The organism is Pseudomonas syringae group sp. J254-4 (genome assembly GCF_032586855.1).
Classification (GTDB): Bacteria; Pseudomonadota; Gammaproteobacteria; order Pseudomonadales; family Pseudomonadaceae; genus Aquipseudomonas; species Aquipseudomonas amygdali.
Window position 1 is genome coordinate 18,647 of the sequence record NZ_JAWHOO010000037.1, and the last position, 13,381, is coordinate 32,027.

Annotated in this window: 8 protein-coding genes; 2 read left to right on the forward strand and 6 right to left on the reverse strand. The window is 56.2% G+C overall.

Features of this window, described 5'->3' with window-relative positions:
* Positions 1 to 22: 22 nt before the first annotated feature.
* Positions 23 to 1,903, reverse strand: coding sequence for a hypothetical protein (locus RYB09_RS26745; protein WP_316890962.1), 1,881 nt, complete (start codon positions 1,901 to 1,903; stop codon positions 23 to 25).
* A gap of 765 nt (positions 1,904 to 2,668) precedes the next feature.
* Here RYB09_RS26745 and RYB09_RS26750 point away from each other — a divergent pair.
* The gene (locus RYB09_RS26750; RefSeq protein WP_316890970.1) at positions 2,669 to 4,534 is read left to right on the forward strand and encodes an autotransporter outer membrane beta-barrel domain-containing protein; all 1,866 of its coding nucleotides are present in this window, start codon (positions 2,669 to 2,671) and stop codon (positions 4,532 to 4,534) included.
* Between the two features lie 64 nt (positions 4,535 to 4,598).
* On the opposite strand, the gene RYB09_RS26755 is transcribed toward RYB09_RS26750, so the two are convergent.
* The 5 genes from RYB09_RS26755 to acnA all read right to left on the reverse strand — a co-directional run bounded on the left by RYB09_RS26755 (position 4,599) and on the right by acnA (position 11,867).
* Positions 4,599 to 5,123, reverse strand: a complete 525-nt coding sequence (locus RYB09_RS26755; RefSeq protein ID WP_058402125.1) for a hypothetical protein — start codon at positions 5,121 to 5,123, stop codon at positions 4,599 to 4,601.
* Positions 5,124 to 5,550: 427 nt separating this feature from the next.
* Positions 5,551 to 6,216 carry a hypothetical protein gene (locus tag RYB09_RS26760; protein ID WP_219169621.1) on the reverse strand — a complete coding sequence of 222 codons (666 nt, stop codon included), beginning with the start codon at positions 6,214 to 6,216 and terminating at the stop codon, positions 5,551 to 5,553.
* A 322-nt stretch (positions 6,217 to 6,538) separates the two neighbouring features.
* A complete protein-coding gene (locus RYB09_RS26765; RefSeq protein WP_058402127.1) occupies positions 6,539 to 8,104 on the reverse strand; it encodes a PAS domain-containing methyl-accepting chemotaxis protein in 1,566 nt (521 codons plus the stop codon).
* Between the two features lie 96 nt (positions 8,105 to 8,200).
* Positions 8,201 to 8,992 (reverse strand): CPBP family intramembrane glutamic endopeptidase, encoded by a 792-nt coding sequence (locus tag RYB09_RS26770; protein ID WP_316890966.1) that lies wholly within the window; start codon positions 8,990 to 8,992, stop codon positions 8,201 to 8,203.
* 130 nt (positions 8,993 to 9,122) lie between these two features.
* On the reverse strand, positions 9,123 to 11,867 hold the full coding sequence (acnA, locus tag RYB09_RS26775; RefSeq protein WP_058409179.1) for an aconitate hydratase AcnA: 2,745 nt from the start codon (positions 11,865 to 11,867) through the stop codon (positions 9,123 to 9,125).
* 192 nt (positions 11,868 to 12,059) lie between these two features.
* Between acnA and rlmM the strand changes: the two genes are divergently transcribed.
* A complete protein-coding gene (gene rlmM, locus RYB09_RS26780; RefSeq protein WP_058409178.1) occupies positions 12,060 to 13,133 on the forward strand; it encodes a 23S rRNA (cytidine(2498)-2'-O)-methyltransferase RlmM in 1,074 nt (357 codons plus the stop codon).
* Positions 13,134 to 13,381: the final 248 nt, after the last annotated feature.

Here is a 13,381-nt window from a genome sequence, read left to right on the forward strand (position 1 = left end):
GGCCTTGTGAGCCCGCAACGGTTTAGCGACTCAGACAGGTAAAGTCGGTAGGTTTAAGCATATGCACGATGACGCGAGTGACCGTGGAGTTTGCCGGACTTTGATTGCTGCCTTCGACAGGGTCGACGGTATAACTCGCCTCCGCAAACCCTGTGCAAATAAGCAGTGTGTTGATCTGAGGGACCTTGAATACATGTCCTTGCACAACATCCACTTCATCCAGCTTACGAGTCGTCACATAAGTAGCGGCTTCGATGGGATTATTGAAGTCGTCAAAACCCTTGAACGTGAAGGTGATCTTCTGGCCCTCGGCAATATTGACATAAGGTGAAACTTTTACATCGGCACCGTCCGGATTTTCATTGGGGCCCAGCACTCCGTTGGACGTGAGATTGAACGTGGGCCCGGCCAATCCGTTTTCGCCACCGGGTTGCTCTTCTCGAGACCGTACTGTTACAGGCTGAGTCGGACTCGTCATACTGTTTGGGTTTCCTGTACGCGTGACTGTGAAATACACGGGAATGGCTTCGCCGGTGCCTTGCAACTTCATCAGCTCGTTATCAATCGGAATAATCAAGTCTCTTGCCGCTGCAACGTCGCTAGACCGTATTTGATACCACTGCGTTTTTACCTGGTTACCCCAGTACAGGTTCAGATCATCATTGATTTCGAACCCCGTATTCCAGGCCACCACTCCTCTGCCGTTCAACTCGTAATCGTCTTCGTCGATGAAGTTGTCCTGGGTGTTCGGGTTTTGTACGCTCGTTCCTTGTACCGTCAAGTTGCTCAAGGGGGTGGGGAAGGGAAGTGTTGTAAAAACGTCTATGTGGGTGTCCAGCGATGTGCCCGTCAGTTCGCCGTTGCGAGACACTTCATAATGAACCGCTGCGTCGCCTTGCGGACCTTGGGCAATGGCCTCGAATGGCAGCTTCAACGTGAGTATGACGGCTTCATTTTCGTCGCCAGGTGCAACGAAGACAGGGGTCAAGGGATTATTGGTGCCCCAGAACAGCTGGATGCTATCAAGCGCCGCTGCGCCCGGATAATGGGGGATGTCGACCAATACTCCGGCCTGAGCTTCCAGATAATCAATCAGATCGCCTAGCGCTTGATCAATGACAGGTGCCGGATAATCAGAAGGCAAGTCTTTCAGCCTTAATTTCACCGCTACAGTGTTCGAGAGGATTGAAGGGTTGCCCGCACGGTCGATGACCTGGTAACACACCTGCTTTTCTTCCTCCCCCAACGTTTGTAGAAACGCTCGTGTAAAAGTGACCGAGACCTTGTCCAGCCCCATATCGCTTTCGTTGACGACAGCAGTGGGGCCTACGATATCTCCCCACCTGGTCAGAATGCGGTCATGCTTGGCCATACCGGTGTAGCCGGCAATCTGTACATCAAGTTGGCCACCCAGTTGATCGAGCTCGGCGGCAGTAAGACCGTTCTGGATCTCGGCTGGGAACTGTATGGCAGCAAGCTCCGGAGCGCCTGGCGCTGTCCGGTCGATCTGAATCCGGAAAATTTCCGATTTCTGTTCTACCTGATTGATCGGATTGACAACGACGTACGCGACATCGTGGAAACCTTCCAGCAACAGTTCGGCCGGGATCTCCAGGTGCAGGGGGTCTCCTGGTGCATGTGAGGGCAGAATCAGTTTTCGGGGACCGGTCGCGATACTGTTGAACAGCAGTTGATAGGTGTAACCAGGAAGTGCGGCTGGCCATACAACGAGATCGACCGTCAACGTTTGGGATGCGTCAGCGACCGGTATGAGCCCTGGCGTATCCTGATCATGAAATGCGACTGCAATATCGGGTGCAGTCAATACAAGATTCAAGTTTCGATGCCTGTTTCCGGAAACTGAAACAGGTGTTGGGAGATAGTTGTTTGAGCAATTTTTCATGTGTAGATGCCTTGTCATTAAAATTTTGTAGGGGATTTCCTACTTTTTCGAACGTGTTTCTGAATGAGGTTTTTTGGCTGGTACTTGGCGAAAGAGCTAATGATGTTCTCAGTCACAATTGGACGTAATAGGGTTTTAGTGGGTTGGTCAAGTGGTTGCGTGGGAATTATTTAATTGGTTTGCGAATTTTTTGCTTGGCGTCCATTTGGATGCTCGCTGTAAGAAAGTTCTTATATTATTTTGGGAATGCTCCTACGTTTTGGGTATTGAACAGGACCAGAGTTTATGAATTAAGTGAGCTATCTTTCCACTCTCAAAAAAACGAGGAGATGGACGGTGTCTAGTAGAAAAAGTAATGTCGTTAAGTCGCGGGGTGGCGCGTTTCAACTTGCCGTGATTGCCTTTGGTGCTCTAGCTAATGTGCAGGCGTCGGCAGCGGCATCGAGCGATAATAATGGTCTGTCTTTAGACACTGAAGCAGTCACCGGATTGTGGCCGGATGAAGAGTTGCCAGATGAAACCGTTAGACGGGCTGAAATCATTACCGTAGGTCCTGATACTCCCTTCGATTCTTATCATATTGGTGATCAAAGTATTCTTAATATTGTCGGTGGGCGAGCAGACCAGGTGGTCGTGAGAGACTCTACGGTCAATATTCAGTCCGGCGTGGTTGAGAGCGGTATCAGCCTTTCCGATGCGCTGGGTAATCTCTCCAACGCTACCGTGAAAAACGCGACAGGTAGCGGCATCGTTCTTCATGGAGTGATGGGCTCTATCAACCCTGGCTCCACGGTATCGGCTCATTCAAGCGATGTATCGGGATCGGGCTACGGTATTTCAGTCGGGTTGTGGGGGGCGCTGAGTATTTTCAATACCGATGTGCGCGGGTTTGCGTCGCAAAGCAAAAGTGGCCAGGGGATTTTTGTTTCTGGCGCCAATGTGCTGATCGCCGACAACAGTCATGTGACAGGCGACATGAATGGAATCCATCTGGTAGATGGATCCCAAGCCGGAATACTGGTCGGAAACAAGTCCGTTGCTGTGATTGACCGATCGATAGTCCAGGGTTTGGCCGGGGCCGCCATCAAAGTAAACCAGCGCGCTGCGCTCGACATCGAGGCCGACATTGCTGTGCAAAACCATTCCGAGCTATGGGCCGGAAATGGCAACCTGCTGGAGGTGGAAGATCACAGCACTGTCAACTTCAACGTCGACAACAGCACCCTCAATGGCAACCTTGTCGCCGATGACACCAGCACCCTGAACATCACGCTGCAAAACGGCGCGCAATTGAACGGCGACATCGTCAATGGCAACCGTCTGGCGATTACCTCGGGCAGTCACTGGCAGATGCAGGGCGACAATGCCGTCAGGTCGCTTTCCCTGCACGGGGGGAGGGTTTCGTTTGCTGGTGAAGGGTTCCATACACTTTCGCTGAATGAGTTGTCAGGGGGCGGCACGTTTGGCTTGCGCGTGGATCTGGACAACGGTGTCGGAGATCTCATCGACGTCAACGGCCAGGCCAGTGGTCAGTTCGGGTTGCGGGTGCGCAACACGGGGTTGGAGGTTGTCTCTGCTGACATGGCACCGCTCAAGGTGGTGCATACCGAAGGTGGTGACGCGCAATTCAGCCTGCTGGGCGGGCGTGTCGACCTCGGCGCCTATTCGTATCTGCTGGAGCAACAGGGCAATGACTGGTTCATCGTCGGTAAAGACAAGGTCATAAGCCCCTCGACCCAGAGCGCGCTTGCGCTTTATAGCGCGGCACCTGCCATCTGGATGAGTGAGCTGTCTACCCTGCGTTCGCGCATGGGCGAGGTTCGCGCGAGCGGCAGGGCGGGCGGCTGGATGCGTGGCTATGGCAACAGGCTTAATGCCACGACCAGTGATGGTGTCGACTATCGGCAGAAGCAAAGTGGCCTGTCGCTGGGTGCCGATGCGCCTGTCGAGGTCAGCAGCGGCCAGTTGGTGGTGGGTGTGCTGGGAGGGTACAGCACGTCCGGTATCGATTTGAGCCGTGGCACCACGGGCAAAGTCGACAGCTACTATGCAGGTGCCTATGCCACCTGGCTGTCGGACGATGGCTACTACGTTGACGGGGTGCTCAAACTCAACCGCTTTCGCAACAAGGCAGATGTTGCCATGAGCGATGCAAGCAAGGCCAAGGGTGACTACACCAACAACGGGGTAGGGGGCTGGGTAGAGTTCGGCCGCCACATCAAGCTGGCGGATGATTACTTCCTTGAGCCCTTCGCTCAGCTGTCCAGCGTTGTCGTTCAGGGGCAGGAGCTGCGCCTGGACAACGGCATGAAAGCGAAGAACGATCAGACCCAGTCGGTATTGGGCAAGGTTGGCACCTCGCTGGGCCGCAGTGTTGCGCTCAAGGATGGCGGGGTATTTCAGCCTTATGTGCGTGTCGCCATTGCACAGGAGTTTTCGCGCCGTAACGAGGTGAAAGCCAACGACGTGAAGTTCGATAACAGCCTGTTCGGTTCGCGCGGCGAACTGGGCGCCGGGGTATCGGTGTCGCTGTCCGAGCGTGTGAAACTGCATGCAGATTTCGATTACATGAAAGGTCGGCATATCGAGCAACCCTGGGGGGCGAATGTGGGGCTACGCCTGGCATTCTGATTCTTAAGGCCAGTGCCTGAGCAACACCAAAGCCCCCGGTGAGTGATCACCGGGGGCTTTTCAGTTATTGATCGGTAAACCTGCGTTTGCGTTGCCTCTGTCGGGACGTGACAGGCACTGCGTAGTTGACGTTCACCCGCAACACTGGCGATGTGCCGATCAGGCGATGATCACGATAAAGCTCGTAATACAGGTCAACCAGACCGTACTGAACATAGGGCGTGAAGTTGTAGGAAATACACAGCACCCGTACCACGCTGTTTTCGCCTACCCGATGGAAAAGCGTTGTCGATGACAGGTTTTTCCCCCAATAGAAATGGATTTCGTCACCCCAGCACATTTTGACTGACCCGGGGATATGAATGGTAATGCCCGCATGTGCCTGCTCGTGACTGATGGAATCAGGATCGATGTTAGGCAACACAGGTGCTTTCAGCGTACTGGAAATATCGGATGGAAGGTGGAGGGGGCTCGCCTGTCGGTAGAGACTCTCGTGAGGTGGGGCTTCTTGAACAGCACTCGCGCTTTTGGGGTTGTTTTTTTCTTTTTGGGTGCGCGCCGCTACATCCGTGGATTGTTCTTTATCCATCGTAAACTCTTTTATTGACATTAAGTTGAGTTGTTATGTATATGCCGGCAGTTGTCGGCAGCGGAAATATTACAAGGCACATAAGTGTTCAGGTCAAGTGTCTGCCCATTTCAAAGCCATGCATAGGTTGTGTATGGTTGTGCAGTTACATTTTGTAGCATGTGCGTACTAAATTATTGATCATTAGTGTCAGGGATGCTGTAAATAAAGGGTAAAGCTGGGTGCGGGTGTTTTTCTGGAACTTTTTCTGCGTGAAATACCTGTAGGACGTTAACTACAGATAAGTCTTACAAAAGGTAAAAAACTGCGTTTTGTCTAGATTCCCACTCATGCATAGGAATATTCACTCAACTTTATCATTAGGGTCTCGCACGCATCAGCGTGCGAAACCGTCAAGGTTGTAGGCAAGAAATGTAGGTTGCTGTGCTTAAAGCTGCATTGACAGCGTCACGGAGTGCGAGAGCAGTGACACATTGCCCGCACGGTCGATGACCTGATAATTGATGGTAACGTATTGGCTGTCCAGACCAAGCAGGAATGCTTTGCTGAAAATGATCTGCATGGGAACGGTGGCAAGGTTTTCAGGCTCCACCACATGAACCGGGCCTTCTCTGTTATTGCAGAAGGTCTGGATGCAATCGCCCGCCTGCATGTCGGCGTAGCCGGGAAGCATGCCTTTCAGAGCTTCGCCGAAATTGACCTGATGGAAGATGATTGGCGCAAGCAGTGCTGCGCCTGGGGCGGTGCGGTCGATAATCAAGGAGGTAAACGGTGAGTCCTCTTGAGTTTGGTTGATATTGTTCGTGGTCGTAAAGCACAAGGTGTATGAACGATCTTCTGCCAAAAACTTTTCGTCCAGCTCCAGATAAATTACGTCGCCAGGGCTGTTATCGTGAGTCAGGATTTTTCGTTCTCCCACCAAATGACCGTCCAGGTTCAGTTGGATGTCATAGCCCGGACGCATCTTGCTCCAAAGTCCAACCTCAACGCTCACCGGCCGGTTCAGGCTGTCAACTGGCATCAGTCCATCAATAGGGCTGGCTGCTGGAACACGTGGTGCGGAAAATTGATAGTGCTGGCTGGAATCTTTCATTTTTCTCTCCAGTTAAAAAGCCAGGCGCCACATGGCGCTGAGCTAAAGTTTTACTCAGGTGATAAACGATAGTTACAGGGGTAATAAATAACTACCGCATCACCTGAATTTCAACTAATCGGAGTATGCATTCGCTGTCAATGGTCAAGAGTGCAACATTGCTGTCGTCAAAGGTGTTAAAGAAATATCCTACGCAGTCTTCAGATCGCTTCTCAGATTCTGTCAGATTGATATTTAAAGCTAACCGCGCACAACACTGACACCCCATAAAAAAGCCCCGACCAACCGAAGTTTGTCGAGGCTTTGAGAACAGTCTCAAGTCTCAGCGATTAAACCGCTCCACCAGCGAATACTGCGAGTTTGCCGTATCGGTCAGTTCACCACTCAACACTGCCGAGCGATGGGCTTCGTCCGATGTCTGGTCAGCCAGGCTGGCGATGGTGGCGATATTGCGGTTGATCTCCTCGGCGACGGCGCTTTGCTCTTCAGTGGCGGTGGCGATCTGGGTGGTCATGTCAGTGATGTTGGCGACGGCCTCGCTGATGCCCACCAGTGCCTGGTCCGCTTCCAGCACCCGGGCCACGCCTTCTTCTGCCTGACGGCGACCTGTGTCCATGGTTTGTACCGCGTCGTTGGCGGTCTGCTGCAGTTTGGCGATCAGGCCATGGATCTGCCCGGTGGACTCGGCGGTGCGTTGCGCCAGCTGGCGTACTTCATCCGCCACGACCGCAAAGCCGCGGCCCATCTCGCCAGCGCGCGCCGCTTCGATCGCCGCGTTGAGAGCCAGCAGGTTAGTCTGGTCGGCGATGCCTTTGATCACATCGACCACGCCGCCGATTTCATCGCTGTCCTTGGCCAGTCGGGTAACGGTCAGGCCGGTTTCGCCCACCGAGGTGGACAGGCGCTGAATGGCTTCGCGGGTTTCACCGGCGATATCGCGGCCGCGACGCGTCAGTTGATTGGCCTGCTGAGTGGCATCGGCGGCACGGTTTACGTGGCTGGCGACTTCCTGGGTGGTGGCGGCCATCTGATTGATGGCAGCGGCAACCTGCTCGGTTTCCACACGCTGGCGCTCCAGCCCGGTCGAACTGGCATTGGCCAGCGAGTTGGACTGACGAGCCTGACTGGTCAAATGTTCGGCGGTGTCCTGCAAACGCGTCAGACAAGTCTTCAGACGTGCTTCCTGGCTGAGGATCGACATTTCCAGGCGCGCTTGTGGACCACGGCTGTCGGTATACATCTGTGCGATGAGCGGGTCAGAGGTCGTCTGCTCGGCCAGGCGCAACAAGCGTTTGGTGCCGCGCTGCTGCCAGGACAGCCCCAGCAGGCCCAGTGGCACTGAAAGCGCCGCCGCCAGGGCAAAGCCCCAATGCGAGTTGAGCCATACGCCGATCAGGAAGCTCAGTTGACTGACCAGAATGAACGGCAGCCAGTCCTGAAGTACCGGCAGCCACTTGTCGCGGCCTGGTATCGCGCTCTTGCCCTTGTTGATTCGAGCATAAAGCGCCTCGGCACGACGGATCTGTTCGGCGGTCGGTTTGATGCGTACCGACTCGAAACCCACCACTTTGCGGTTTTCCAGCATCGGCGTCACGTAGGCGTTGACCCAGTAATGATCGCCATTCTTGCAGCGATTCTTGACGATGCCCATCCACGGCTGCCCGGTCTTGAGCGTGGTCCACATGTGCTCGAAAACCGCAGGCGGCACGTCCGGGTGACGCACGGTGTTGTGCGCTGCACCGAGCAGTTCCGCCTCGCTGTAACCACTGATATCGACGAAGGCATCGTTGCAATATGTGATCGTACCGCGGGTGTCGGTGGTGGAGATCAGTCGCTGCTCGGCAGGAAAAGTCCGCTCATGTTGAGTGATGGGCTGGTTGTTGCGCATTGGGTTTCGATCCTTCGATCCGGAAGACTATGGTGTGTTATCGGCCGGCGTGTCGATAAATTGAGCGGTGCGTCACAAATGACCGGGCAGTCAGCATTACCGGCCAAGCATGGGGTACGTGAAAAGCCCGAAGTGCACCAGATTCAGACCGAAGTGACTGATTATCGCCGCTTGCAGGCCACCAAAACGAAACGCGATGCCGTACCCCACACCTGCCACGCCCGCCAATACTATCCACTCCCAGCCGGCGCCCGCGTGAGCGAGCCCGAACAGGCTTGCAGCGAGGGTGATCGACAGTGCGGTCGCAAACCTAGAGCCCTTGAACAGGCGCTGCAGACCGCCTTGCAGGTATGCGCGGAAAAACAGTTCTTCGGTCAGTGTCACCAGCAACAGGTTGTTGAGCAGCCATATCAGGCTTTGATCAGGCCATTTGGGTGACCAGCCGACAACGTTGAGAACGACGGCTGCGGTCATGCAGAACGCTGACGTCACGATCAACGCCAGAACGCCGGTTTGCAGCGAATGGGTCATGTCGACCCTGGGCACGATCCACGGGCAGGCCAGTATCAGCCAGAAGCCGATCAGAGGCTTGTCCAGATAAAGCGACATGGAAAAAACCTGGGCATCGGCCGTGAATCGGGTGGCCTCGATGACTTGCGCACTATTGAAGCCGGGTGCTTGATGAAAGGCCAATGCGAGGCCCGTCACAATAAACAGCGCATGACCAAAAAGGCGGATGTATTGATGGGAGGGCAATGCCACGCATAACCAGGCGACGAGCAACAGGCCGAAACTTGCGGCCGCAGAAGGGGCAAGGCTGCCATAGGACAGTGCCAGCGCGTAGCCAGCACTCAGAAGAAAGAGAACCAGCCAGTGCCTCGTACTCATGAGATACATCCTGCTTCAAGAAGCGCAGGATTCTATCCGACGTCCAGCGATGCCGGTTTGAGCTTATACAAATCTTCATGCACGAGCCTGACCCCTGAGCGGGGGGCAGGCTGCGTGTCAGGCATGCGTGTCAGGAAGCGATCAGCTGTCGCAACACGTAATGCAGAATGCCCCCCGCCTTGAAGTATTCCACCTCGTTAAGCGTGTCGATGCGGCACAGCACGTCGACGGTTTCCTTGCTGCCGTCTTCGCGGTTGATATGCAGGGTCAGGCTCATGCCTGGTTGCACGTCTGCGTTGGTCAGTCCGGTGATTTTCAGCGTTTCCTTGCCGGTCAGGCCCAGTGTCTTGCGGGTCTGGCCGTTCTTGAACTGCAAAGGCAGTACGCCCATACCGACCAGATTCGAGCGGTGAATCCGTTCGAAGCTTTCGGCGATGACAGCCTTGACGCCTAACAGATTAGTACCCTTGGCCGCCCAGTCGCGGCTGGAGCCAGTGCCGTATTCCAGCCCCGCGATGATCACCAGCGGCGTATTTTCTGCCTGGTAGCGCATGGCTGCATCGTATATCGCCAGCTTCTCGCCGGAGGGCACATGCAACGTGTTACCGCCTTCCTCACCGCCGAGCATTTCGTTGCGAATGCGGATATTGGCGAAAGTGCCGCGCATCATCACTTCGTGGTTACCGCGGCGTGAGCCGTAGGAGTTGAAGTCCTGATATTTGACGCCTTTTTCCTGAAGGTAGCGTCCGGCGGGGCTGTCGACCTTGATATTCCCGGCAGGGGAGATGTGGTCGGTGGTCACCGAGTCGCCCAGCAAGGCGAGGATGCGCGCGTTTTCCACGTCTTCGATAACCGGTAATGGACCACCGATGTCTTCGAAGAACGGCGGGTGCTGAATGTACGTGGAGTCGTCCTGCCAGACATAAGTGGCGGCCTGTGGCACTTCGATGGCTTGCCATTGTTCGTCACCGGCAAACACTTCGGCGTATTCCTTGTGGAACATACCGGTGTTGACGCTGGCCACCGCATCGGCGATTTCCTGCTGGCTTGGCCAGATATCGCGCAGGTAAACCGGTTTGCCGTCCGACCCTTCGCCCAGCGGCTCGCTGCTGATGTCGATGCGCACCGAGCCTGCCAGTGCGTAGGCGACCACCAGAGGCGGCGATGCCAGCCAGTTGGTCTTGACCAGCGGATGGACGCGACCCTCGAAGTTGCGGTTGCCCGAGAGCACCGAGGCCACTGTCAGGTCGGATTGCTGAATGGCTTTTTCGATAGGCTCAAGCAGTGGGCCGGAGTTACCGATACAGGTGGTGCAGCCGTAACCCACCAGATCGAAGCCCAGGGCGTCGAGGTATTGGGTCAGACCTGCCGCGTTGTAATAGTCGGTCACGACTTTCGAACCGGGTGCCAGCGAGCTTTTCACCCAGGGCTTGCGCTTCAGGCCTTTCTCGACAGCTTTTTTCGCCACCAGCCCGGCTGCCATCATGACGCTGGGGTTGGAGGTGTTGGTGCAGGACGTGATCGCCGCGATCACCACAGCGCCGTCTTTCAGATGATAGGTCTGGCCGTTGTATTCATATTGGGTTTCGCCGCTGACCTGGGCCTCGTTGCCAACCGCGACACCGCCACCGCCTTCGCTCTCCAGGCGACCTTCGTCGACCTTGGCGGGCTTGACCTGCAAACCGAGAAAGTCGCTGAATGCCTTGGATACATTCGGCAGCGCGACACGGTCTTGAGGACGTTTGGGGCCTGCAAGGCTGGCTTCCACGGTGCTCATGTCCAGTTCCAGACTGTCGCTGAACACCGGTTCCTGACCTGCCAGACGCCACAGGCCCTGAGCCTTGCAATACGCCTCGACCAGCTTGACGGTCTCGTCAGGACGACCGGACAGACGCAGGTAGTCCAGCGTCACCTCATCGACCGGGAAGAAACCACAGGTCGCGCCGTACTCCGGTGCCATGTTGGCAATGGTCGCCCGGTCTGCCAGTGGCAGATCAGCCAGGCCGTCGCCGTAGAACTCGACAAACTTGCCGACCACACCTTTCTTGCGCAGCATCTGGGTGACGGTCAGCACAAGATCGGTGGCGGTGATGCCTTCCTTCAATTTGCCGGTCAGCCTGAAACCGATGACTTCCGGGATCAGCATCGACACTGGCTGGCCAAGCATCGCCGCCTCGGCTTCGATCCCACCCACGCCCCAGCCCAGTACGCCCAGGCCATTGATCATCGTGGTGTGCGAGTCGGTGCCGACCAGGGTGTCGGGGAAGGCGTAAGTGCGGCCGTCCTCTTCCTTGGTCCACACGGTGCGGCCCAGATATTCGAGGTTCACCTGATGGCAAATGCCGGTGCCGGGCGGCACTACACTGAAGTTATCGAAAGCGCTCTGGCCCCAGCGCAGGAAAGCGTAGCGCTCCCCGTTGCGCTGCATCTCGATGTCGACGTTCTCGCCGAACGCCTCGGCGTTGCCAAACTTGTCGACCATCACCGAGTGGTCGATGACCAGGTCCACCGGGGACAGCGGGTTGATGCGCTGCGGGTCACCACCAGCCTTGGCCACGGCAGCGCGCATGGCGGCCAGATCGACCACTGCCGGCACACCGGTGAAGTCCTGCATCAGCACGCGGGCAGGGCGGTATTGAATTTCCCGGTCCGAACGGCGCTCGGTCAGCCAGTCGGCAATAGCCTTGAGGTCGTTGCCAGTGACGGTCTTGTTGTCCTCCCAACGCAGCAGGTTTTCCAGCAGCACTTTGAGTGACATGGGCAGCTTGTCGAGGTCGCCAAGGGAGCGGGCAGCTTCCGGCAGGCTGAAATAATGGTAGGTCTTGTCGTCGATTTCGAGCGTTTTCAGGCTCTTCAGGCTATCGAGGGAAGGCATGAATATCTCCTTTCTGGATTGTTCTCCGAACATCGGTTAACGGGCTCCATGTGCATCAGGTCGGGAGCGCCGCATCAGGCTTCAACTGCTGTGGACTGTTCTGCAGCACCAGTGGTTCCTGGATTGGGCTATCATGCGCGGCTTTCAAGTCTGCGGGGTTACGCCCGAGTGCCCATTGCCCAGGAGTAACCCATGAATACAATGTTTATGCATTGCAGACCCGGTTTTGAAGGCGAAGTCTGTTCGGAGATATCCGATCACGCTGCGCGCCTGGACGTTGCCGGGTATGCCAAGGCACGCCCCGATACAGCCTGTGCCGAATTCATCTGCACCGAGGCGGATGGCGCCGAACGATTGATGAATGGCCAGCGCTTCGACGCGCTGATCTTTCCCCGGCAATGGGCGCGGGGGATGTTTCTCGAGTTGCCGGAAACCGATCGCATCAGCGTGATTCTTGCGCAGCTTTCAGCGTTCCCGGCCTGCGGCAGCCTGTGGCTTGAGGTCGTGGATACCAACGATGGCAAGGAGCTGTCGAATTTCTGCAAGAAGTTCGAGGCACCGCTGCGCAAAGCCCTGATGCAGGCAGGCAAGCTGGTTGACGATCCGCGCAAGCCGCGTCTGTTGCTGACGTTCAAGAGTGGCCGTGAAGTGTTTCTTGGTCTGGCCGATGCGGACAACTCTGCCATGTGGCCGATGGGCATCCCGCGCCTCAAATTTCCCCGCGAGGCACCCAGCCGTTCTACCTTGAAGCTGGAAGAGGCATGGCATCATTTCATCCCCAGAGACCAGTGGGACGAACGCCTTTCCGGCGACATGACCGGCGTGGACCTTGGTGCCGCACCGGGTGGCTGGACGTATCAACTGGTGCGCCGCGGCATGCTGGTGACGGCCATCGATAACGGGCCGATGGCGGAAAGCCTGATGGACACCGGGCTGGTCCAGCACTTGATGGCTGACGGTTTTACCTACAAACCCCGGCACCCGGTGGACTGGATGGTCTGCGACATCGTCGAGAAGCCTGCGCGCAATGCCGCGCTGCTGGAAACCTGGCTGGGCGAAGGCCTGTGCCGCGAAGCAGTGGTCAACCTCAAACTGCCGATGAAACAGCGCTACGCCGAAGTACGCCGCCTGCTCGACCGTATCGAAGAAGGCTTTCAGACGCGTGGTGTACGGGTGTCGATCGGCTGCAAACAGCTCTACCACGACCGCGAAGAAGTCACCTGCCACCTGCGCAGGCTTGATGTGGCCAAAGCGGCGAGAAAGTGATTTCTCACACTCGCGCCGCATGCTTCAGTGACTATAGGATTTCAGTGACTATCGGATTATCGTGCCAATGCTCCGCGTTGGTACGCAGTTCGTGACGCTCTGCGTCACAAATCATCGATACGAAACAATGTCATGCCTTACACGCAGTCGCTGCCAACGCAGTGCTTTTCAACCGCGATGGCACTGACGACGCAGAGTGCGACGTTAGTGACGGCTGAGTCCTGGCGCTGATCCGGGGGTAGCCTGGC

What these genes read in the sequence shown, in the direction of transcription:
- RYB09_RS26770 (WP_316890966.1), bottom strand. Translation starts at nt 8,992, where the DNA reads ATGAGTACGAGGCACTGGCTGGTTCTCTTTCTTCTGAGTGCTGGCTAC.
- RYB09_RS26765 (WP_058402127.1), bottom strand. Translation starts at nt 8,104, where the DNA reads ATGCGCAACAACCAGCCCATCACTCAACATGAGCGGACTTTTCCTGCC.
- RYB09_RS26745 (WP_316890962.1), bottom strand. Translation starts at nt 1,903, where the DNA reads ATGAAAAATTGCTCAAACAACTATCTCCCAACACCTGTTTCAGTTTCC.
- RYB09_RS26750 (WP_316890970.1), top strand. Translation starts at nt 2,669, where the DNA reads ATGGGCTCTATCAACCCTGGCTCCACGGTATCGGCTCATTCAAGCGAT.
- RYB09_RS26760 (WP_219169621.1), bottom strand. Translation starts at nt 6,216, where the DNA reads ATGAAAGATTCCAGCCAGCACTATCAATTTTCCGCACCACGTGTTCCA.
- rlmM (WP_058409178.1), top strand. Translation starts at nt 12,060, where the DNA reads ATGAATACAATGTTTATGCATTGCAGACCCGGTTTTGAAGGCGAAGTC.
- RYB09_RS26755 (WP_058402125.1), bottom strand. Translation starts at nt 5,123, where the DNA reads ATGGATAAAGAACAATCCACGGATGTAGCGGCGCGCACCCAAAAAGAA.
- acnA (WP_058409179.1), bottom strand. Translation starts at nt 11,867, where the DNA reads ATGCCTTCCCTCGATAGCCTGAAGAGCCTGAAAACGCTCGAAATCGAC.